The organism is Streptomyces mauvecolor, assembly GCF_039532965.1.
Classification (GTDB): Bacteria; Actinomycetota; Actinomycetes; order Streptomycetales; family Streptomycetaceae; genus Streptomyces; species Streptomyces violascens.
The window spans coordinates 327,675-349,037 of record NZ_BAAASQ010000009.1 but is presented as its reverse complement, the minus strand read 5'-3'; the positions used below and the strand labels follow the sequence as shown (position 1 = coordinate 349,037).

Annotated in this window: 16 protein-coding genes; 11 read left to right on the top strand and 5 right to left on the bottom strand. The window is 70.2% G+C overall.

Features of this window, described 5'->3' with window-relative positions:
- Nucleotides 1–68: 68 nt before the first annotated feature.
- Nucleotides 69–2,447 (bottom strand): MFS transporter, encoded by a 2,379-nt coding sequence (locus ABD346_RS14060; RefSeq protein WP_344374924.1) that lies wholly within the window; start codon nt 2,445–2,447, stop codon nt 69–71.
- Nucleotides 2,448–2,634: 187 nt separating this feature from the next.
- Complete coding sequence (locus tag ABD346_RS14055; RefSeq protein WP_344374923.1) at nt 2,635–3,078, bottom strand: SRPBCC family protein; 444 nt, start codon at nt 3,076–3,078, stop codon at nt 2,635–2,637.
- Between the two features lie 164 nt (nt 3,079–3,242).
- Here ABD346_RS14055 and ABD346_RS14050 point away from each other — a divergent pair, with 164 nt between their 5' ends.
- Entirely contained in the window at nt 3,243–4,280 is a 1,038-nt protein-coding gene (locus ABD346_RS14050; RefSeq protein WP_344374921.1) for an Rv2578c family radical SAM protein, read from the top strand.
- Nucleotides 4,281–4,326: 46 nt separating this feature from the next.
- Here the strand turns inward: ABD346_RS14050 and ABD346_RS14045 are convergent, their stop codons facing one another.
- Complete coding sequence (locus tag ABD346_RS14045; RefSeq protein ID WP_344374920.1) at nt 4,327–4,911, bottom strand: adenylosuccinate lyase; 585 nt, start codon at nt 4,909–4,911, stop codon at nt 4,327–4,329.
- Between the two features lie 401 nt (nt 4,912–5,312).
- Here ABD346_RS14045 and ABD346_RS14040 point away from each other — a divergent pair, with 401 nt between their 5' ends.
- The 9 genes from ABD346_RS14040 to pssA all read left to right on the top strand — a co-directional run bounded on the left by ABD346_RS14040 (nt 5,313) and on the right by pssA (nt 16,139).
- Nucleotides 5,313–7,094 carry a 3-hydroxyacyl-CoA dehydrogenase family protein gene (locus ABD346_RS14040; protein ID WP_344374919.1) on the top strand — a complete coding sequence of 594 codons (1,782 nt, stop codon included), beginning with the start codon at nt 5,313–5,315 and terminating at the stop codon, nt 7,092–7,094.
- A 91-nt stretch (nt 7,095–7,185) separates the two neighbouring features.
- Nucleotides 7,186–7,992: a TetR family transcriptional regulator gene (locus tag ABD346_RS14035; RefSeq protein WP_344374917.1), complete on the top strand. Its 807-nt coding sequence runs from the start codon at nt 7,186–7,188 to the stop codon at nt 7,990–7,992.
- A 402-nt stretch (nt 7,993–8,394) separates the two neighbouring features.
- Nucleotides 8,395–9,732 (top strand): crotonyl-CoA carboxylase/reductase, encoded by a 1,338-nt coding sequence (gene ccrA, locus ABD346_RS14030; protein ID WP_344374916.1) that lies wholly within the window; start codon nt 8,395–8,397, stop codon nt 9,730–9,732.
- Nucleotides 9,733–9,746: 14 nt separating this feature from the next.
- Nucleotides 9,747–11,774 (top strand): protein meaA, encoded by a 2,028-nt coding sequence (locus ABD346_RS14025; RefSeq protein WP_344374914.1) that lies wholly within the window; start codon nt 9,747–9,749, stop codon nt 11,772–11,774.
- The gene (locus ABD346_RS14020; RefSeq protein WP_344374912.1) at nt 11,771–12,745 is read left to right on the top strand and encodes an HpcH/HpaI aldolase/citrate lyase family protein; all 975 of its coding nucleotides are present in this window, start codon (nt 11,771–11,773) and stop codon (nt 12,743–12,745) included. Before ABD346_RS14025 ends, ABD346_RS14020 begins: the two co-directional genes overlap by 4 nt.
- Nucleotides 12,746–12,750: 5 nt before the next feature.
- Complete coding sequence (locus tag ABD346_RS14015; RefSeq protein ID WP_189963304.1) at nt 12,751–13,260, top strand: MaoC family dehydratase; 510 nt, start codon at nt 12,751–12,753, stop codon at nt 13,258–13,260.
- A gap of 2 nt (nt 13,261–13,262) precedes the next feature.
- The gene (locus ABD346_RS14010) at nt 13,263–14,468 is read left to right on the top strand and encodes an acyl-CoA dehydrogenase family protein (protein ID WP_344374911.1); all 1,206 of its coding nucleotides are present in this window, start codon (nt 13,263–13,265) and stop codon (nt 14,466–14,468) included.
- 173 nt (nt 14,469–14,641) lie between these two features.
- Complete coding sequence (locus ABD346_RS14005; protein ID WP_189963308.1) at nt 14,642–15,298, top strand: phosphatidylserine decarboxylase; 657 nt, start codon at nt 14,642–14,644, stop codon at nt 15,296–15,298.
- Nucleotides 15,285–16,139: a CDP-diacylglycerol--serine O-phosphatidyltransferase gene (gene pssA / locus ABD346_RS14000; protein WP_344374908.1), complete on the top strand. Its 855-nt coding sequence runs from the start codon at nt 15,285–15,287 to the stop codon at nt 16,137–16,139. Before ABD346_RS14005 ends, pssA begins: the two co-directional genes overlap by 14 nt.
- Before the next feature lie 519 nt (nt 16,140–16,658).
- Here pssA and ABD346_RS13995 read toward each other — a convergent pair.
- Together ABD346_RS13995 and ABD346_RS13990 are read right to left on the bottom strand one after the other, a co-directional pair.
- The gene (locus ABD346_RS13995; RefSeq protein ID WP_344374906.1) at nt 16,659–18,179 is read right to left on the bottom strand and encodes an MFS transporter; all 1,521 of its coding nucleotides are present in this window, start codon (nt 18,177–18,179) and stop codon (nt 16,659–16,661) included.
- Between the two features lie 140 nt (nt 18,180–18,319).
- Entirely contained in the window at nt 18,320–19,474 is a 1,155-nt protein-coding gene (locus ABD346_RS13990; RefSeq protein WP_344374904.1) for a glycerate kinase, read from the bottom strand.
- 142 nt (nt 19,475–19,616) lie between these two features.
- On the opposite strand from ABD346_RS13990, the gene ABD346_RS13985 reads away from it, so the two are divergent.
- The gene (locus ABD346_RS13985; protein WP_344374903.1) at nt 19,617–21,341 is read left to right on the top strand and encodes a BCCT family transporter; all 1,725 of its coding nucleotides are present in this window, start codon (nt 19,617–19,619) and stop codon (nt 21,339–21,341) included.
- Nucleotides 21,342–21,363 lie beyond the last annotated feature (22 nt).

Sequence of the window (21,363 nt, the reverse complement as noted above, 5' to 3'; positions counted from 1 at the left end):
GCCGCGCGGGAGGCAACCCGTGAATAGGCGCACGCCCGCGCGAAACCGGCCCCCTCATTGACGAAAGGTCAGTCCTCGTGGCCGAGTTGGAGATCCCGCTCGGTCCGTCCGCCGCCCGCGACCTGCAGGACCGTGGCGACCGGCGGATAGCCCGCCGCGATGACCGTGTACTCGCCGGAGGACAGGTCGACGAAGCGGAAGGTGCCGTCGGGGCCCGTGGTGAGGGTGTCCACGACGTTGCCCGCGGCGTCGAGGAGCGTCACCCGCGCGTCCTCCACGGGCCGCCCGCCGCCGGCCCGCACGGTGCCGCGCAGGACGGCCCCGCCCGCGAGTTCGATGTCCTGCCGGGTCTCGCGGGACGCCTGCACGGTGACCGGCAGGGCGGCGGGCCGGAAGGCGGGTGCGCTGGCGGCCAGGGTGTACTCCCCCGCCACCAACTCGCCCATCACATAGGCTCCTTCGCGGCCGCTGCGGGTGGAGGCGACGACTTCGCCGCGTACATCGGTGAGGGTGACGGCGGCGTCCCGTACGGGGCTGCCGTCGGCGGTGACGACGCTGCCGGCGAGGCGTCCGGCGCCGCCGAGCACCACGTCGAGGTCGACGGGGCGTTCGCCGACGGTCACGGCGACGGCCTGTGGCTGGTGGCCGCCGGCCGCGGCGATCAGGACGTACGATCCGGCGCCGGGCACGCTGAGCGCGTAGCGCCCGTCGGCGCCGCTGGCCCCGCGGCCGACCTGCCGGCCCCGTACGTCGACGAGGGTGAGGGCGGCGCGCGGCACGGTGGATCCGTCGTGGTGCTGGACCGTTCCGCAGACCGGGACGCCGCTGGCGCAGCCGGAGTTGGCGGTGCGGGCGTGGGGCAGGGGCGCGGTCTCGGCTGCGGGGGCGTTCTGGGACACCAGCGGTTTCTCCTTGAGAAGGAATGCGAGGACGAAGCCGAGCACGAGCACCGGCACGAGGTACAGGAAGATCCGCGGCATGGCGTCGGCGTATGCCCGGATGTAGCCGTCGCGCAGCGCGGGCGGCATGGCGTGCACCAGTTGCGGGGTGATCGACTCGGGGTCGGGCAGGCGGACTCCGGCCGGCAGCCGCTCGGTGAGCGCGTGGGCGAGGCGGTTGGTGAACAGGGTGCCGAAGACGGCGGCGCCCACGCTGCCGCCGATCTGCCGGAAGTAGTTGTTGGCGCTGGTGGCGGTGCCGAGGTCGGCGGGGTCGACGGCGTTCTGCACGGCCAGGACGAGGACCGGCATGACGAGGCCGATGCCCGCGCCGAGCACGGCCATCCAGATGCTGTAGTCGAGCCGCGGCGTGTCGGTGCCGAGCTTGGAGAGCAGCCACATGCCGAGGGCGGAGACCGCGCCGCCGAGGATCGGGTAGATCTTGTAGTGCCCGGTGCGGCTGATGAGCTGGCCGGAGACGATCGAGGCGGCGACGATGCCGCCCATCATGGGCAGCACGAGCAGCCCGGACTCGGTGGCGCTGGCCCCGTCGACCATCTGCAGGAACGTCGGCAGATAGCTCGCGGCGCCGAAGAGGGCGACGCCGATGACCGCGCCGACGAGCCCGGAAACGTTGAAGATCGAGTCGCGGAACAGCCGCAGGGGGATGACGGGTTCGGCCGCGAAGTTCTCGACGACGAGGAACAGCAGGGTCGTTCCGGCAGCGCCCGCGGCGAGCCCGAGGATCTGCCGCGAATCCCAGGCGTACTCCGTGCCGCCCCAACTGGTCAGCAGGACCACACAGGTCGAGGCCGCGGCGAGCAGCAGCATGCCGAGCACGTCGAGGCGGGGCCGGACGCGAGGCCGGGGCAGTTTCAGTACGGCGGTGATGACGGCCAGGGTGACCAGGCCGAACGGCACGTTGATGTAGAAGCACCAGCGCCAGGAGGCGTGGTCGGTGAAGAAGCCGCCGAGCAGCGGCCCGGCGACCGAGGCGAGTCCGAAGACGGCGCCGATCAGGCCCATGAAGCGGCCGCGCTGCCGGGGCGGCACGATGTCCGCGATGATCGCCTGCACACCGATCATGAGCCCGCCGCCGCCGATGCCCTGGACCGCGCGGAAGGCGATGAGCTCGTCCATCGTGCGCGACCAGCCGGCCAGGGCCGAGCCGGCGACGAACACGACGATCGCGAACTGGAAGACGGGTTTGCGGCCGAACTGGTCGCCGAGCTTGCCGTAGATCGGCAGGCCGATGGTGGAGGCGAGGAGGTAGGCGGTGACGGCCCAGGAGACCTTGTCGAGGCCGTGCAGATCGCCGACGATCTTCGGCAGCGCGGTCGCGACGATCATCTGGTCGAGCGCCGCGAGCAGCAGGGTGAGCATCAGCCCGAGGAAGACCATGCGCACCCGGCGGGGCGTCAACGGCGCCTGTTGCACCGGGAGTCGGTCCGCCGGGACCGGAGCGGGCTCGGCGGCCCGCTCGTCCTTCACCAGAGTGATCCCGCCCACGAAACTGCTCCCCTCGTCGCGCTTGCGCCGACCATTTCTCGCATTACGCGACAACCGGGGCAACCGAGACGAGCGGAGCGGGAGGCGCACGCCGGGGGCTTAAGCGCTGGCGGGAGCCCCTACGGCGCACTACGGGCCGGAACGGAAATCCACCCGAACCGGTGACCGCAGGGGAGGGTCGCGCGGGCTACTTCTCCACTTCTTCGGCCAGTTTGGCGAGCATGGCGTCGTAGATGCGGCCAAGTCCCTTGGGCGCAAAGGTCCTTTCGAAGAATCCGCCGATGCCTCCGGCGCCGTTCCACACGGTGCTGACGACGACCTTGGAGCGGCCCTCGCCCGCGGGCGTGACCGTCCAGGTGGTGACCATGGAGGAGTTGCGGTCCTTCTCGACGAGCTGTCCGTCGGTCGGCTCGGTGACCTCCAGGAGGCAGTCGCGGACGCGCTTGCTGGTGGCCTGGAGCTTCCAGTGGACGAGGGTGCCCTCGCCGTCGCCGCCCTCGCAGACCTGGTACTCGCTGAAGTGCTCCGGCAGAAGCTTGGGGCGTCCGTCCTTGTAGTCGGCCAGCGTGTCGAACACGGTCTCCGGATCCGCCGCGACGATCCGCTCCGTCGTGGCCTCGACCTGCGCCATGGCACTTCCTCCAGCACTTGTGTTTCCGGGGTTTCGGGGGGTGGGCCAAGCCAACCACCTCGGGGTCCGACGTCACAATCCGGGTTGCGATCAAGAAGGGAACATGTGTTCTATTCAGGGGTGGGAGTGACCGAACAAGGCCCACGGGAGCAAAGGAGGCGTTCATGCGCTGGGAGAATCTCGCCGATGACGACGCCCCGTCCGGCCCGGCCCGCACGGCCGCCCTCTTCTCCGCGGACGCGGTGACGACCCGGACGTTCGACACCCCCGAGTTCCGCGGGATCACCTTCCACGAGGTCCGGGCCCGCTCGATCGTCAACCGGGTCCCGGGCGCCTCACGGATGCCGTTCGAGTGGACCGTCAACCCGTATCGCGGCTGCTCGCACGCATGCGTGTACTGCTTCGCACGCAAGACGCACAGCTATCTGGATCTGGACACCGGCCTCGGATTCGACTCGCAGATCGTGGTGAAGGTCAACGCGCCGGAGCTGCTCCGGGCCCACCTCGCCTCGCGCCGCTGGCAGGGCGCGCACATCGCGATGGGCACCAACGTCGACTGCTACCAGCGGGCCGAAGGCCGCTACCGCCTGATGCCGGGCATCATCGAGGCCCTGCGCGACCACGCGAACCCGTTCTCCATCCTCACCAAGGGCACGCTCATCCTGCGCGATCTGGAGCTGCTCAAGGAGGCGGCCGCGGTGACCGAGGTGGGCATCTCGGTCTCGGTCGGCTTCCTCGACCAGGAGCTGTGGCGCACGGTCGAGCCGGGCACACCCGCACCGGACCGCCGTCTCGACGCCGTCCGTACGCTCACCGAGCACGGCATCGGCTGCGGAGTCCTGATGGCCCCCGTGATCCCCTTCCTCGGCGACCACCCCGACCAGCTGCGCGCCACCGTCCGCGCGATCGCCGCCTCGGGCGCCACCTCGGTGACGCCGCTGGTGCTCCACCTGCGGCCGGGCGCGCGCGAGTGGTTCATGGCGTGGCTGGGGCAGCACCACCCCCATCTGGTGCGGCGGTACGAGCGCCTGTACGCGGAGGGCGCGTACGCCCCGAAGTGGTACCAGCGCCGGATCACGGGCCAGGTCCACGAGCTGGCCACGGAATTCGGCATCGGCCCGGCCCACCGCGGCACGGCCCGCCGCATACCGGCCACGCCGGAGCCGGCCCAACCGGAGCCGACCCAGCTGACGTTGCTCTGACCCGGCCTCCAGCCGGCCGGTCCGTCGCGAGATCGGGGCGCCGGGGCTAGCCCCGGCCCCGCCCCGCCTCGATCCGGCGCAGCGCCCACGCCGCCGAGCGGGCGAGGCGGGGGTGGGCCAGGGCCTCGGTCAGGACGTCGGCGGCCTGCTTGTCGCCCAGCTCGCCCAGGCCCTCGATGCAGGCCTGGGCCACGCGCCAGTACGGGCTGTGCGGGGAGAGCAGCGGGCGCAGGGTCTTGATCAGGGCCGGTACGGATTCCGGGGCCCGCAGCGCGGTGAGCAGGCGGACCGGGTGCAGGGCGTAGGCGGTGCGCAGTTCGTTGGTGGCCAGGGCCGCCGCCGCGCGCGCGGTGCGCGGGTCGCCGAGCCTGGCCAGCGCGTACGCGGCGCTCACGCAGCGCTCCGGGTCGCGGTGGTTGAGCAGCAGGATCAGCGCCTCGAAGGCCCGGCGGTCCCCCGCGACGCCGAGCCGGAACGCCGCGACCTCCCGCGCCCAGAGCGGGCGTTCGGGCTCGGTGAGCACCGCCGCGAGCTCGTCGCGGTCGGCGCAGGCGATCAGCCGCTCGTACGCCGCCGACCCCCCGGTCTCGGCGCGCACCCGGTCCGCGAGCGACCTGAACTCCTCATCCATGCCCAAAAGGGTAGTGGCGCAAGGGCGTTGGCACCCCGAGGATGATCGGATGCAAAGTCCGGAAAGCGGGTGAAGTGGCCAGTAACCACACGTCCTCCGCAGAACGGGCGCGAGCCAGATCACACCGGTTGGACGCGACGGAGGGCTGGCGCGCTCGTTACTCGCCGGTTAACCTCAAGTGAGCGGGTAACCCCCGCCGACTCCGGTGGCCTGGTGACGCAGCCGCCGCGAGTGCTTGTCGGTTCGGCAGTTCTGTACGACGCGCCCCGGGACAGGGCCGTCGGCCCTTGGCACCACGACACAACTCCCGCACGCCGTGCGCCCGTTGGCGTATCCGAGCGCCCCCTGATGCCGGTCGCGTGCGCCCTCTCTCAGTCGTCACTCATCCCTGGAGTCCCGTGATGGACATCCCCCTGAACACTGTCGCCGTGGTCGGCCTCGGCACGATGGGCACCGGCATCGCCGAAGTCCTGGCCCGCGCCGGCCGCGAGGTCATCGGCATCGACATCAGCGAGCGCGCCGCCCGCCAGGCCGTGGCCTCGCTCGAAGCGTCCACGGCCCGCGCGGTGTCCCGCGAGCGGATCACCCCGCAGGAGCGGAGCGACATCCTCGCCCGGTTCCGTACCTTCACCGACCTCCAGGCCGCGGCCGAGGCCGAGCTCGTCATCGAGGTCGTGCCCGAGTCGTACGAGCTCAAGAGCCAGGTCTTCCACGCGCTCGACGCCATCGTCGCGCCCACCGCGATCCTGGCGACCGGCACCAACGCACTCTCGGTGACCCGGCTCGCCGCCGACTCCGCGCACCCCGAGCGCGTGCTCGGCCTGCACTTCTTCAACCCGGCGCCCGCCATGAAGCTCGTCGAGATCGTCTCGTCCGTGCTCACCGCTCCCCCGGCCGTCGACGCGGTCACCGCGCTCGCCCTCGACCTCGGCAAGGAGCCCGTCGCGGTCGGCGACCGCCCCGGCTTCGTCGCCGACGGGCTGCTCTTCGGCTACCTGAACCAGGCCGCCGCGATGTACGAGTCGAAGTACGCCTCGCGCGAGGACATCGACGCCGCGATGAAGCTGGGCTGCGGCCTGCCTATGGGCCCGCTCGAACTGCTCGACCTGATCGGCATCGACACCGCGCGGACCGTCCTGGAGGCCATGTACGCCTCGTCCCAGGACCGCCTGCACGCGCCCGCCCCGATCCTCGGCCAGCTCGCCGAGGCCGGGCTCACCGGCCGCAAGAAGGGCCGCGGCTTCTACACGTACGAGGGCGAGGGCAGCTCGGTCGTGGCGACCGACGCCCAGACGCCGAGCGCCATCGCGGGCGCGGGCGGCGGCCGTGAGATCCGCTCGGTCGGCGTGGCCGGCTCGGGCACCATGGCGTCCGGCATCGCGGAGGTCTTCGCCAAGGCCGGGTACCACGTGGTGCTCGCGGCCCGCAGCCTGGAGAAGGCGGAGACCGCCAAGTCCCGTATCGGCAAGTCGCTTTCGCGCTCCGTCGACAAGGGCCGGCTCACCGCCGAGGCGCGCGAGGAGACCCTGAACCGCATCACGGCGGCGGGCGCCCTGGAGGCCTTCGCCGAGGTGGACCTCGCGGTCGAGGCGGTCGCCGAGGACCTGGAGGTCAAGCAGCAGCTCTTCGCGACCCTGGACAAGATCTGCAAGCCGGGCGCGGTGCTCGCCACCACCACGTCCTCGCTGCCCGTCGTCGCCTGCGCCCGCGCCACCTCGCGCCCGCAGGACGTCATCGGCATGCACTTCTTCAACCCGGCTCCGGCGATGAAGCTGGTCGAGGTGGTCCGCACGGTGCTCACCTCCGACGAGGTGCACGCCACCGTCCGCGAGGTCACCGCGAAGATCCGCAAGCACCCGGTGGACTGCGGCGACCGCGCCGGGTTCATCGTCAACGCGCTGCTCTTCCCGTACCTCAACAACGCGATCAAGATGGTCCAGGAGCACTACGCGACCCTGGACGACATCGACGCCGCGATGAAGCTCGGCGGCGGCTACCCGATGGGCCCGTTCGAACTGCTCGACGTGGTGGGCCTGGACGTCTCGCTGGCCATCGAGAAGGTGCTGCACGCCGAGTTCCGCGACCCCGGCCTGGCGCCGGCGCCGCTGCTCGAACACCTCGTCGCGGCCGGCTGCCTGGGCCGCAAGACGGGCCGCGGATTCCGCGAGTATGCCCGGCGCTGATCCGGAAGCAGGGTGGGGCGGGCTGCTGCAACCTCCGGGCAGCTCGCCCCCGTGGGCGCGACTTCCTGCAAATATGCAGTACGTTCGGTCCATGCCCCAGCCAGCCAGGTCCTCCCGTACGAACGCTGTGCCCGACGCCCCGGAAAGTGCCGCGGGCAGCCGGGCGGCCGCCCAGCGGCTCAAAATGCGCCGGGAGCTGGCGGCCGCGGCGATGGACCTGTTCTCCGCGAAGGGGTACGAGGCCACCACCGTCGACGAGATCGCGGCCCGGGCCGGGGTGGCCCGGCGCACCTTCTTCCGCCACTTCCGCTCCAAGGAAGAGGCGATCTTCCCCGACCACGACGACACCCTGGTGCGGGCCGAGGCGGTCCTGAACGCCGCGCCCCCGCACGAGCACCCGCTCGACACGGTGTGCCGGGGCATCAAAGAGGTCATGAAGATGTACGCGGGCTCCCCCACGGTGTCCGTGGCCCGCTACAAGCTGACCCGCGAGGTGCCGACGCTGCGCGAGGCCGAGATCGCCTCGGTCGCCCGCTACGAGCGCCTCTTCACCCGCTATCTGCTCGGCCACTTCGACGAGCACGACCACCAGCCGGGGAACGACGACCCGCTGCTCGCCGAGGTCGCGGCGTCCGCGGTCGTCACCGCGCACAACCACGTACTGCGCCGCTGGCTGCGGGCCGGCGGCCAGGGTGATGTGGAGACCCAGCTCGACCACGCCTTCTCGATCGTGCGGGAGACCTTCGGCTCCGGCATAGGAGCGGGCCGCACGGCCAAGCCGAAGCCGGCCGCCGCCTCCGTCTCGACCAGCGACGAGGTCCTGGTCGCGGTCGCCCGCACGGATGCGCCGCTCGACGAGATCATGCAGACCATCAAGCACGCCCTCAGAACCAAGTAGCCCTCACACACCCCGGTGGCCGCATCCCTCACGCAGGGATGCGGCCACCGGCGTATGCGGGGACCGCGGCCCTGACCTGCAACGATCGATCATCGCTCATCTGCGCAGGTCAATCCGCAATTGAGAGAAACTCTTGGCACGCAGTGTCTTGTCACTTGGCACCGGGTGCCATACGTTGATGTTGTCCGGGCGGCCGGCGTGCAGAGCAACCTCGTACGCCGGCTGTCCCCACAAGCCACCACTGGCGAGTGCGCCCGGACGCCTGCGTCACAGGCAACCCTCCCGCGCCCACCAGGCGCTGCCGTATCTGAACCACACCGCCGAACCGACGGCACACCTCCACAGCACCACCCCCGAAGACCCTCAACGCCCCCTGTCGGGCGCTTCGCCGGAGGCAACACCGTGAAGGAAATCCTGGACGCGATCCAGTCGTCGGAGTCCACCTCCGCCGACTTCGCCGCTCTGCCGCTCCCCGAGTCGTACCGCGCGATCACCGTGCACAAGGACGAGGCGGAGATGTTCGCCGGGCTCAGCACCCGCGACAAGGACCCGCGCAAGTCGATCCACCTGGACGAGGTGCCGATCCCCGAACTCGGCCCGGGCGAGGCCCTGGTGGCCGTCATGGCCTCCTCGGTCAACTACAACTCGGTCTGGACCTCGATCTTCGAGCCGGTCTCCACCTTCAACTTCCTGGAGCGCTACGGCCGGCTCAGCGAGCTCACCAAGCGCCATGACCTGCCGTACCACATCATCGGCTCGGACCTCGCGGGCGTCGTGCTGCGCACCGGCCCCGGCGTCAACGCCTGGCAGCCGGGCGACGAGGTCGTCGCGCACTGCCTGTCGGTCGAGCTGGAGAGCTCCGACGGCCACAACGACACGATGCTCGACCCCGAGCAGCGCATCTGGGGCTTCGAGACCAACTTCGGCGGCCTCGCCGAGATCGCGCTCGTCAAGTCCAACCAGCTCATGCCCAAGCCGCGGCACCTGAGCTGGGAGGAGGCCGCCGCTCCCGGTCTGGTCAACTCGACCGCGTACCGCCAGCTGGTCTCCCGCAACGGCGCCGGCATGAAGCAGGGCGACAACGTCCTGATCTGGGGCGCCAGCGGCGGACTCGGCTCCTACGCGACGCAGTTCGCGCTCGCGGGCGGCGCCAACCCGATCTGTGTCGTCTCCAGCCCCGAGAAGGCGGACATCTGCCGGGCCATGGGCGCCGAGGCGGTCATCGACCGCAACGCCGAGGGCTACAAGTTCTGGAAGGACGAGCAGACCCAGGACCCGAAGGAGTGGAAGCGCTTCGGCAAGCGCATCCGCGAGTTCACCGGCGGCGAGGACATCGACATCGTCTTCGAGCACCCCGGCCGCGAGACCTTCGGCGCGAGCGTCTACGTCACGCGCAAGGGCGGCACCATCACCACGTGCGCCTCGACCTCGGGCTACATGCACGAGTACGACAACCGCTACCTGTGGATGTCCCTGAAGCGCATCATCGGCTCGCACTTCGCCAACTACCGCGAGGCGTGGGAGGCCAACCGCCTGGTGGCCAAGGGCAAGATCCACCCGACGCTCTCCAAGGTGTACTCCCTGGAGGACACCGGGCAGGCCGCCTACGACGTGCACCGCAACCTCCACCAGGGCAAGGTCGGCGTGCTCGCGCTCGCCCCCCGCGAGGGCCTCGGCGTCAGCGACCCCGAGCTGCGCGAGAAGCACATCGACGCCATCAACCGCTTCCGCAACATCTGAGCCGGGAAACACTCATGACAGAGCGTCAGAAGGATCGGCCGTGGCTCATGCGGACGTACGCCGGTCACTCGACCGCCGAGGCGTCCAACGAGCTCTACCGCAACAACCTGGCCAAGGGTCAGACAGGTCTGTCGGTCGCGTTCGACCTTCCGACGCAGACCGGATACGACCCCGACCACATCCTCGCCCGCGGCGAGGTCGGCCGGGTCGGGGTCCCGGTGTCCCATCTCGGTGACATGCGGCGGCTGTTCCAGGACATCCCCCTGGAGCAGATGAACACCTCGATGACGATCAACGCCACCGCCATGTGGCTGCTCGCCATGTACCAGGTGGTCGCCGAGGAGCAGGGCGCGGACATCACCAAGCTCCAGGGCACCACCCAGAACGACATCGTGAAGGAGTACCTCTCGCGCGGGACGCACGTCTTCCCGCCGGGCCCTTCGCTGCGGCTGACGACCGACATGATCTGCTACACCGTCAACAACATCCCCAAGTGGAACCCGATCAACATCTGCAGCTACCACCTGCAGGAGGCGGGAGCCACCCCGGTCCAGGAGATCGCGTACGCGATGTCCACCGCGATCGCCGTCCTGGACTCGGTGTTCGCGTCGGGCCAGATCCCGGAGGACCGCAAGGGCGATGTCGTGGCGCGCATCTCCTTCTTCGTGAACGCGGGCGTCCGCTTCATCGAGGAGATGTGCAAGATGCGCGCCTTCGGCCGTATCTGGGACAGGATCACTCGGGAGCGGTACGGGATCGAGGACGCCAAGCAGCGCCGCTTCCGCTACGGCGTCCAGGTCAACTCGCTCGGCCTGACCGAGGCCCAGCCGGAGAACAACGTCCAGCGGATCGTGCTCGAAATGCTGGCCGTCACGCTCTCGAAGGACGCCCGCGCCCGCGCGGTCCAACTCCCCGCCTGGAACGAGGCGTTGGGCCTTCCCCGCCCCTGGGACCAGCAGTGGTCGCTGCGCATCCAGCAGGTTCTGGCGCACGAGAGCGATCTGCTCGAGTACGAGGACATCTTCGCCGGGTCCCACGTCATCGAGGCCAAGGTGGACACCCTCGTCGAGGAGTGCCTCGCCGAGATCGACCGCATCCAGGAGATGGGCGGGGCGCTCGCCGCCGTCGAGTCGGGCTACCTCAAGTCGCAGCTCGTCTCCTCGCACGCCGAGCGCCGGGCCCGCATCGAGGCCGGTGACGAGAAGATCGTCGGCGTCAACTGCTACCAGGCGACCGAGCCGAGCCCGCTCACCGCGGACCTGGACGGCGCGATCATGACGGTCGACCCGGCCGTCGAGGCCCGCGTCGTCGCCTCGCTCAAGAACTGGCGCGACACCCGCTACCAGCCGCCCTTCAACCACCCGCGGCCCTGCAAGGCGCTGGAGAAGCTGAAGGAGGCCGCCCAGGGCACCGGGAACCTCATGGAGGCGACGCTGGAGTGCGTGCGCTCCGGGGTCACCACCGGCGAGTGGTCCGAGGCGCTGCGCGAGGTGTTCGGCGAGTTCCGGGCGCCCACGGGCGTCTCCTCCGCGCCGGTCGCGGTCACCGCCGAGGAGGGCACGCCGCTGGCTCTGGTCCGCGAGAAGGTGGCGCGGACGGCCTCGGACCTGGGCTCCGGGCGGCTGCGCCTGCTGGTCGGCAAGCCGGGCCTGGACGGGCACTCCAACGGCGCCGAGCAGATCGCGGTGCGGGCGCGCGACGCCGGGTTCGAGGTGGTCTACCAGGGCATCCGGCTGACCCCCGAGCAGATCGTGAGCGCCGCCCTCGCCGAGGACGTGCACTGTGTGGGCCTGTCCATCCTGTCCGGCTCGCACGCCGAACTCGTCCCGGACGTCCTGGTGCGGCTGCGCGAGGCGGGCGCGCCCGACATTCCGGTGATCGCGGGCGGGATCATTCCGCCCGCGGATGCCGAGGAGTTGCGCAAGGCGGGCGTTGCCGCCGTTTTCACCCCTAAGGACTTCGGTATCACGGAGATCATCGGCCGTATCGTCGACGAGATCCGGAAAGCGAACAAGCTCGACCCGTTGGAGGTCCCCGCATGAGCACCCCTGTCACCCCGGTCAACCGTCTCCGTCCGCGCCGCTCCTGCCTCGCGGTCCCCGGGTCGAACCCCCGCTTCCTGGAGAAGGCCCAGGGCCTGCCCGCCGACCAGGTCTTCCTCGACCTGGAGGACGCCTGCGCCCCGCTCGCCAAGCCCGAGGCGCGGCACACCATCGTCAAGTTCCTCAACGAGGGCGACTGGACGGGCAAGACGCGAGTCGTGCGCGTGAACGACTGGACGACCGAGTGGACGTACCGCGACGTCGTCACCGTCGTGGAGGGCGCCGGCCAGAACCTCGACTGCATCATGCTGCCGAAGGTGCAGACGGCCGACCAGGTCGTGGCCCTGGACCTGCTGCTCACCCAGATCGAGAAGACGATGGGCTTCGAGGTCGGCAAGATCGGCATCGAGGCGCAGATCGAGAACGCGCGCGGCCTGAACAACGTCAACGCGATCGCGGAGGCCTCGCCGCGTACCGAGACGATCATCTTCGGCCCGGCCGACTTCATGGCCTCCATCAACATGAAGTCCCTCGTCGTGGGCGAGCAGCCGCCCGGGTACGGCGCCGACGCGTACCACTACATCCTCATGAAGATCCTGATGGCCGCGCGCGCCAACGACCTCCAGGCGATCGACGGCCCCTACCTCCAGATCCGCAACGTGGACGGCTACCGCGAGGTGGCCAAGCGTGCGGCCGCCCTCGGCTTCGACGGCAAGTGGGTGCTGCACCCGGGCCAGGTCGAGGCGTCGAACGAGATCTTCTCGCCCTCGCAGGAGGACTTCGACCACGCCGAGATGATCCTCGACGCCTACGAGTGGTGCACCTCCGAGGCAGGCGGCAAGAAGGGCTCGGCGATGCTCGGCGACGAGATGATCGACGAGGCCAGCCGCAAGATGGCGCTGGTCATCTCCGGCAAGGGCCGGGCCGCCGGCATGCAGCGCACCACGACGTTCGAAGCCCCGGAGGCGTAAGAATCATGCAGTTCGGCCGCACCTACGAAGAGTTCGAAGTCGGAGCCGTCTACAAGCACTGGCCCGGAAAGACGGTCACCGAGTACGACGACCACCTCTTCTGTCTGCTCACCATGAACCATCACCCGCTCCACATGGACACCAACTATGCGGAGAACACGACCGACTTCGGCAAGAACGTCGTCGTGGGCAACTACATCTACTCGCTCCTGCTCGGCATGAGCGTGCCGGACGTCTCCGGCAAGGCGATCGCCAACCTGGAGATCGAGTCGCTGCGGCACGTGGCGCCGACCTTCCACGGCGACACGATCTACGGCGAGACGACGGTCCTCGACAAGACCCCCTCGAAGTCGAAGAACGACCGCGGGATCGTCTACGTCGAGACCAAGGGCTACAAGCAGGACGGCACTCTGGTCTGCGTCTTCCGCCGCAAGGTGATGGTGCCGACCGAGACGTACATCAAGGAGCGCGGCGGCGAACAGCCCGGCCGCCCCGAGTTGCGGGAGAAGAACTAGCCATGGCCCGTCTCGCGCAGACCGCCGGTCTGACCGACGTCCAGCAGGAAATCCTGGCCACCGTGCGGGACTTCGTCGACAAGGAGATCATTCCGGTCGCGACCCAGCTGGAGCACAAGGACGAGTACCCGACGCAGATCGTCGAGGGGCTCAAGGAGTTGGGCCTGTTCGGCCTGATGATTCCCGAGGAGTACGGCGGCCTCGGGGAGTCGCTGCTCACCTACGCACTGTGCGTCGAGGAGATAGCGCGTGGCTGGATGTCGGTGTCCGGCATCATCAACACGCACTTCATCGTCGCGTACATGCTCAAGCAGCACGGCACCCAGGAACAGAAGGACACCTTCCTGCCGCGGATGGCGCTGGGCGAGGTGCGCGGCGCGTTCTCGATGTCGGAGCCGGCGCTCGGCTCGGACGTGTCGGCGATCACGTCGAAGGGCGTCAAGGACGGCGAGGAGTACGTCCTGAACGGCCAGAAGATGTGGCTGACCAACGGCGGAACGTCATCACTGGTGGCCGTTCTGTGCCGGAGTGACGAAGGACACCCCGAGGGCACCGCGCCCCACAAGTCGATGACGACCTTCCTGGTGGAGAAGGAGCCGGGCTTCGGCGAGGTCCGCCCCGGCCTGACCATCCCCGGCAAGATCGACAAGATGGGCTACAAGGGCGTCGACACGACCGAACTGGTCATGGACGGACTGCGCATTCCGGCCAATCGGGTCCTCGGCGGGGTCACCGGCCGAGGGTTTTACCAAATGATGGACGGCGTCGAGGTCGGCCGCGTCAATGTCGCCGCCCGTGGCTGCGGAGTCGCTCAGCGTGCATTTGAGCTCGGTGTCTCGTATGCCCAGCAAAGGCACACTTTCGGCAAGCCGATCGCCCAGCACCAGGCGATTCAGTTCAAGCTCGCCGAGATGGCTACCAAGGTCGAAGCCGCCCATGCGATGATGGTGAACGCAGCACGCAAAAAGGACTCCGGGGAACGAAACGACCTCGAAGCAGGGATGGCGAAGTACCTCGCCTCCGAGTACTGCAAGGAGGTGGTGGAAGACGCCTTCCGCATCCACGGCGGCTACGGCTTCTCCAAGGAGTACGAGATCGAGCGCCTGTACCGCGAGGCGCCGATGCTGCTCATCGGTGAAGGTACCGCCGAGATCCAGAAAATGATCATTGGCCGCCGACTTCTTGAGGAGTACCGGTTCCAGGGTTGATTGTCGCTTTTGAGTCGGTTTGGCCGCGAAGAACATCACACCCTGTCATCGTCTTCCGGCCGCCGACTCGGCTTCTGGCTTGCCCAGTTGCGGCTCGCAACCGATACCATCGCCGGTAAACCTGCCGCCGTCCCCCGTTGCCAGCGCGGCATCATCCGCTACGAAGGTCATCCATGCCCCACAGCCAAACCTCTGCACCACGCGACGGCTTCCTCAAGGGACGCCTTGCTCGCGGAGCATCGCCGTGGCTTCTGCCGACCGTCGCCACCGCAGCCCTCAGCCTGGCCCGCTCGCGCCGCTCCAAGGGCGCCGCGATCGTGGCCGTCCCCACCACCGCCCTCGCGGCGGGCATGCTGTGGTTCTTCCGCGACCCCGAGCGTGAGATCACGCAGGGGCGGGTCATCTCCCCCGCCGACGGTGTGGTGCAGAGCATCATGCCGTGGAAGGACGGACGGACCCGCGTCGCGATCTTCATGAGCCCGCTGAACGTCCACGTCAACCGCGCGCCCCTCGCGGGCACGGTGACCTCGGTGGAGCACATCCCCGGTGGCTTCGTTCCGGCGTTCAACAAGGAGAGCGAGAACAACGAGCGCGTTGTCTGGCACTTCGACACCGAGCTCGGCGACATCGAGATGGTGCAGATCGCCGGCGCGGTCGCGCGGCGCATCGTGCCGTACGTCCCCCAGGGCACCAAGGTGGAGCAGGGCGAGCGCATCGGCCTGATCCGCTTCGGCTCGCGGGTCGACATCTACCTCCCCGAGGGTGTCGAGGTCGCGGTCGAGGTCGGGCAGGCCACCACGGCGGGGGTGACTCGAATTGACCGTGATTGATCCCGAGACGCAGGCCGGCTGGGTCCCCGAGACGGAGTCCGAGGACGACGTCGAGGAGATGCCGCTGTCACTGCGCCTGTCGATAGCGGACACGCTCACGCTCGGCAACGCCACGTGCGGATTCATGGCGGTGTACTTCACCACCACGGGCATCCTCATCCCGCACCTCTCCGGCAGCCAGGAGACCGGCATGGCGCGGCACTCCGCCGCGACCGCCGTGATCCTGATGCTGCTCGCGGCGATCTTCGACCTGTGTGACGGTCTGGTCGCCCGCAAGCTGCGCAGCTCCCCGATGGGTGCCGAGCTGGACAACCTGTCCGACCTGATCAGCTTCGGGCTCGCCCCGGCCTACTTCGTGCTCGTGTACGGCATGGTCGCGGACGACGCCCACCAGCGGGTCGCCGCGGTCGCCGCGATCACGGTGCTGCTCGCCGTGGTGCTGAGACTCGCGCGCTTCAGTTGCGTGACGATGAAGGACGGCATGTTCCAGGGCATGCCGAGCCCCTTCGGCGCCCTGACGGTCGTCTCGATCGTCCTGCTGGAGCTGCCGTTCGTCCCGACGCTGCTCGCCGTCATAGGAGTCGCCTGGCTGATGGTGAGCCGGGTCGAGTACCCCAAGCCGCGGGGCATCCTCGCGGTGGCGATGCTCAGCTGGATCATCGGTGCGATGGGTCTGCTCGCGGCGTGGGCGTTCGACGCTCCGGGCGGTCAGATGCTGCTCCAGACCGGCTGTGCGCTGCAGATCGTCCTGGCCGCCACGATCCCCCTCTTCGCGACGGCCCGCCGGGTGAACACCTTCCGCGACAACCGCCGCGAGGCGCGTGCGGCGCAGCTGCCGTAGTTCCTCACGGTGCTGGAAAGGGGCCCCGGGTTCTTGAACCCGGGGCCCCTTTCCGTATGCCTTTCCGCGTCCGCGGGGGCGTGCTGGGTGTTCGGCTGCGGGGTGTGCCTCCCGTCCGGAACCGGCGGGGGCTCCGCCCCCACACCCCCGATCGCGCCTTGAGGGCGCTCGTCCTCAAACGCCGGACGGGCTGTAGGCGCCCCAGCACCGGCGCGGCCAAGGGGCGCGGGGAACTGCGCGAGACGCAAGTACGGCCCGCGGACGCAGGCGGGTTTCAGGGGCGCGGGGGACTGCGCGATCCGCTCGGCACGAGTCCCGTCAAGGGCGCGGGGAACTGCGCGAGACGCGAGTTGAGCCCGCGGACGAAGGCGGGTCTCAGGGGCGCGGGGAACTGCGCGAAAAGCGACCACGGCCCGCACCCGACCGGGGGGTGAGGGCGCGGGGAACTGTGCGAGAAACGGGCCTGCCCGGCCCGCGCCCGGGGTGCTCGGGGCCCGGGGCGGGGCGAGGCGGCGGGGGTCAGTGGGCGTTTTCCGTGGGGCGGAGGTCGACCGGGATCTTCGCCCAGGCCAGCGCGGCCGCGGCCAGCGGCAGGGCCGCTGCGAGCAGGAACGTCGGTGTCATGCCCGAGGTGAACGCCGAGGACGCCTTCTCCAGGAGCAGCGCCCCGGCCGGTCCGCCGATCTCCCCGGCCACATGGGCCGCCTCGCCGACCGAGTCCCGTACGGACGCCGTGGCGGCCCCGTCAAGGTCGAGCTCCGGCAGATGCGTCCGGTACAGGGTCGCCGCGACGCTGCCGAGGATGGCGACGCCCATGGCCGCGCCCAGTTCGTAGCAGGTCTCCTCGACGGCTGCCGCCCCGCTGACGTGCTCCTTCGGGGTGGAGGCCATCAGGGTCACCGACGCGGCCGTGGTCGCGACGCCGACACCGCAGCCGAGCACGCCGAGCGCCACGGCGATCCCGGGGTAGGCCAGCGGCCCGGACTGCTGGAACAGCCACGGCAGCGCGAGGCCCGCGGTCATCAGGAGCAGCCCGCCGCCGATGACGTGCCGGATCGGCAGCCGGTGCATCAGGACCGGGGTCACAAGCGAGGTGACGACCAGACCGAGCGGCGCGGGCAGCAGCCGGATGCCGGCCTCCAGCGGGCTGTAGCCCTGGCCGTACTGGAACCACTGGGTCACCAGGAACAGCGCCGAGCCGAGCGCGATCATCCCGAGGAAGATCGATGCGGCGGCGATGCTGAACGAGCGGTTGGTGAACAGCCTCACGTGCAGCAGCGGCTGGGGCAGCCGCAGCTGGCGGCGGACGAAGACGGTCAGCGCGACGGCGGCCACCACGAGAAGCGTCCAGGCGATGGGGTCGGTGGGACCGCCCTTGCCGAGCTGCTTGATGCCGCCGGCCAGAGCGAGCATGCCGACGATGGACTGGCCCACGCCCCACCAGTCCCAGCGGCCCTCCCGCGGCTGTCGGGACTCGGGCAGCATCCAGGCGCCGAACGCGATGATCACCAGGGCGACCGGGATGTTGATCAGGAACGCGGACTGCCAGCCGTTCTGCTCGACGAGCAGCCCGCCGACCACCGGCCCGAGCGCCATGCCGCCACCGAAGACGGCGGCCCACACGGCGTACGCGAGGGCGCGTTCGCGGGCGTCGGTGAAGACATCGCGCAGGATCGACAGGGTCGACGGCATGATCGCCGCGCCGCCGACGCCGAGGAGCGCCCGGGCGGCGATGACCTGCCAGGCCTCGGTCGCGAAGACCGCCATCAGCGAGGCGAGCGCGAAGATCGCGAAACCGGCGAGCAGCAGCCGCTTGCGCCCCCAGCGATCGCCGAGCGCACCGGCCGTAACCAGCAGTCCGGAGAGCGCGAGCGCGTAGACGTCGATGATCCACAGCTGCTGCACGGAGCTGGGCTGCAGGTCGCTGACCAGCGAGGGGAAGGCGACGTTCAGGATCGTGGTGTCCATGGCGATCAGCAGCAGGCTGCCGGAAAGGATCGCGAGGACGACCCAGCGCCGGGGGTCGAGGGGCGGCGTCATGACACACTCCAGTATCGAATGAGACACCAGTGTCTCATATGGGATGGAGACGTGCATGCGCGTGGCTCCCGCACGGCTTCGGGGAACGACAGAACGGCCCCCGCCGCGATGTGCGACGGGGGCCGTTCTCGTACGACGGGCTACCGCAGGAAGTCGCGCGCGATGTTCTGGGCGACCTGCTCCAGGAGGGGACCCGCGTTGGCCATGCACCGGGGCGGGTCCGGCTCCAGCTCGGTCAGCGCGTAGGCGCGGCGGATGCCCGCCTCGCCGAGCTGCCCCGGCTGGAGCAGGAGGCGGCCGCACACCGCGACGACCTCGATACCGGCCGCACGGGCCGCCGCGGCGACGCCCGCCGGGGCCTTGCCGTGCAGGGTCTGCTCGTCGAGCGAGCCCTCGCCGGTGATCACCAGGGTGGCCCGGGCCAGCGCGGGCGCGAAGCCCAGCACGTCCAGCATGACCTCGATGCCGGGCCGGAACGCGGCGTCGAGGGCGACAAGGGCGCCGTAGCCGATGCCGCCGGCCGCACCGGCGCCCGGGGCGAGCGCGGCCTCGGCGGCCTTCGCGCCGAGCACGCCTTCGAGGACCTTGGCGTAGTGGGCCAGGGCCGCGTCCAGGGTCGCCACGTCCTCGGGCGATGCGCCCTTCTGCGGGCCGTAGACCGCGGGGGCGCCCTTCGGGCCGGTCAGCGGGTTGTCGACGTCGCTGGCGAGGACGAGTTCCACGTCCTTGAAGCGGGCGTCGAGGCCCGAGAAGTCGGCCGTGGCGAGGCCCGCGAGGGCGCCGCCGCCGGGGCCGACGGGCTCGCCCGCGGCGTCCAGGAAGCGGGCGCCGAGCGCGGCCAGCATGCCGGCGCCGCCGTCGGTCGTCGCGCTGCCGCCGACGCCGAACACGATGGTCCGCGCGCCCGCGTCGAGGGCCGCGAGCAGCAGCTCGCCGGAGCCGTACGTGGTGGCGGTGAGCGCCGCGAAGACGCCCTCGGGAAGGTGCTGGAGCCCGGAGGCCTCCGCCATCTCGACCACGGCCACACCGTCGCGTACCGCGTACGCGGCGGTCACCGGGGTGCCGACGGGGCCGGTGACCCGGACCTCGCGGCGCTCGAATCCGGCCGCCACCGCGGCCGCGACCGTGCCGTCGCCGCCGTCGGCGACCGGCAGGGTCTCCACCCGCAGATCCGGGACGACCCTCCGCAGCCCGGCCGTCACCCGCTCCGCGACCTGTACGGCCGTGAGCGAGCCCTTGAACTTGTCCGCCGCCACGAGTACGCGGGCGGTCTCCAAAACTGCGCCGTCCGTCACCTTGCTATCCCTTGCTTTCGAACAGGCAGTCGCGCCGCTTCAGACCCTATCCGCCCGGCGCGCACCTGCCCATAGCTGCCAGGGTCCACGGACGGCGCGCCACCCCACAAAATGCATAGATTCCACACCATAGTGGGCCGACATGAGGATGGATTCGATCGATCATTCCGGCTCCGGCGCCCCGTCGGGCGGTTCTCCCCCGGCCGCCGCCCCCTCCCCCGACCACACCGTGATCACGATCGGTGTGCTCGCGGTGGTGGCCGTGGTCGGCTGGGCGGCGCTCGGCAAGAGCTCGTTCGACAGCGCCTCCTCGACGGCGCTGGCCTGGGTCCTGGACAACTTCGCCTGGCTCTTCGTGGTCGCCGCCGACGTCTTCCTGGTGCTGTGCGTGGTCCTCGCGATCAGCCGGTACGGGCGGATCAGGCTGGGCGCCGACGACTCCGAGCCGGAGTTCACCAACCTGGCCTGGATCGCGATGATGTTCAGCGCCGGCATGGGCATCGGCCTCATGTTCTACGGGGTCGGCGAACCGCTCACCCATTTCCTGAGCCCGCCCCCGGCGACCGGCGCTCAGCCCGGCACGGGCGATGCCGCGCGCACCGCCCTGGAGTACTCCTTCTTCCACTGGACGCTCACCCCCTGGGCGATCTACGGCATCGCGGGGCTCGCGCTCGCCTACGCCGGGTTCCGCAAGGAGCGGGGCAACCGGCTGTCCTCCGCGTTCGTGCCGCTCATCGGGGAACGCCGGGCAGATGCCTGGCCCGGCAAGTGCATCGATCTGCTCGCCGTCTTCGCGACCGTCTTCGGCACCGCGACGAGCCTCGGCCTCGGCGCGCTCCAGGTCGCAGAAGGCCTGGACATCACCTCGGACGTCAACAACTCCCAAACCACCCAGCTCGTCATCATCGCCTCGCTGTCGGCGGCCTTCGTACTCTCCGCCTTCTCGGGCCTGCACAAGGGCGTGAAGTGGCTGTCCACCATCAACATCGTGCTCGCCGCGGTGCTGATGCTCTTCGTCTTCCTGCTCGGCCCGACCGTCTACGTCCTCGACACCATCCCGGCCTCGATCGGCGGCTATCTGCACGACCTGCTCCCGATGGCCAGCCGCACCGGCGCCTTCACGGACCGGGTGTGGCTCGGCGCGTGGACGGTCTTCTACTGGGCCTGGTGGCTGTCCTGGGCACCGTTCGTCGGCACGTTCATCGCCAGGATCTCCCGCGGCCGTACGATCCGCGAGTTCCTCATCGGGGTGCTGCTCGTGCCCAGCGGCGCGACGGTGATCTGGTTCTGCGTCATGGGCGGCACGGCGATCCGGCTCGCTTCCACCGGCGCGGCCGACCTCGCCGGCGCGGTGAAGGACGGCGCCGAGGCCTCGCTCTTCGCGATGCTGGACGCGCTGCCGATCGGCACGGTCACCTCGTACATCGCGATGGCCCTGGTCATGACGTACTTCATCACCAGCGCCGACTCGGCGTCGCTGGTGATGGGCTCGCTCACCAGCCGGGGGTCGCTCCACCCGCCGACCTGGCTCGTGGTGATGTGGGGCGTGCTGATGGCGGCCGTCGCGGCGGTCCTGCTCGTCGCGGGCGGCCTCAAGTCCCTCCAGACGGCGACGATCCTGGTCGCACTCCCCTTCGTCCTGGTGATGCTGGGCCTGTGCTGGTCCCTGGTGAAGGAACTGCGCGAGGACCCGGGCGCGGGGCCGTCCCGCCACGGCGCCCTGCACGGTCTGGGCGACGCGGTACGGGCGATGGTCGGCGACGCGATCACCGAGCAGGGCGCCGCCCGGCACTACCGACTGCGCCGGGCCGCCAAGTCCCGTACGGGTGAAGACGGTTCGGGCCCGCCGCAGGCCCAGCGGGGATGAGCCCCACTACGCCGAGGCAGCC

What these genes read in the sequence shown, in the direction of transcription:
- ABD346_RS14055 (WP_344374923.1), bottom strand. Translation starts at nt 3,078, where the DNA reads ATGGCGCAGGTCGAGGCCACGACGGAGCGGATCGTCGCGGCGGATCCG.
- ABD346_RS14050 (WP_344374921.1), top strand. Translation starts at nt 3,243, where the DNA reads ATGCGCTGGGAGAATCTCGCCGATGACGACGCCCCGTCCGGCCCGGCC.
- ABD346_RS14045 (WP_344374920.1), bottom strand. Translation starts at nt 4,911, where the DNA reads ATGGATGAGGAGTTCAGGTCGCTCGCGGACCGGGTGCGCGCCGAGACC.
- ABD346_RS14040 (WP_344374919.1), top strand. Translation starts at nt 5,313, where the DNA reads ATGGACATCCCCCTGAACACTGTCGCCGTGGTCGGCCTCGGCACGATG.
- ABD346_RS14035 (WP_344374917.1), top strand. Translation starts at nt 7,186, where the DNA reads ATGCCCCAGCCAGCCAGGTCCTCCCGTACGAACGCTGTGCCCGACGCC.
- ABD346_RS14025 (WP_344374914.1), top strand. Translation starts at nt 9,747, where the DNA reads ATGACAGAGCGTCAGAAGGATCGGCCGTGGCTCATGCGGACGTACGCC.
- ABD346_RS14020 (WP_344374912.1), top strand. Translation starts at nt 11,771, where the DNA reads ATGAGCACCCCTGTCACCCCGGTCAACCGTCTCCGTCCGCGCCGCTCC.
- ABD346_RS14015 (WP_189963304.1), top strand. Translation starts at nt 12,751, where the DNA reads ATGCAGTTCGGCCGCACCTACGAAGAGTTCGAAGTCGGAGCCGTCTAC.
- ABD346_RS14010 (WP_344374911.1), top strand. Translation starts at nt 13,263, where the DNA reads ATGGCCCGTCTCGCGCAGACCGCCGGTCTGACCGACGTCCAGCAGGAA.
- ABD346_RS14005 (WP_189963308.1), top strand. Translation starts at nt 14,642, where the DNA reads ATGCCCCACAGCCAAACCTCTGCACCACGCGACGGCTTCCTCAAGGGA.
- ABD346_RS13995 (WP_344374906.1), bottom strand. Translation starts at nt 18,179, where the DNA reads ATGACGCCGCCCCTCGACCCCCGGCGCTGGGTCGTCCTCGCGATCCTT.
- ABD346_RS13985 (WP_344374903.1), top strand. Translation starts at nt 19,617, where the DNA reads ATGAGGATGGATTCGATCGATCATTCCGGCTCCGGCGCCCCGTCGGGC.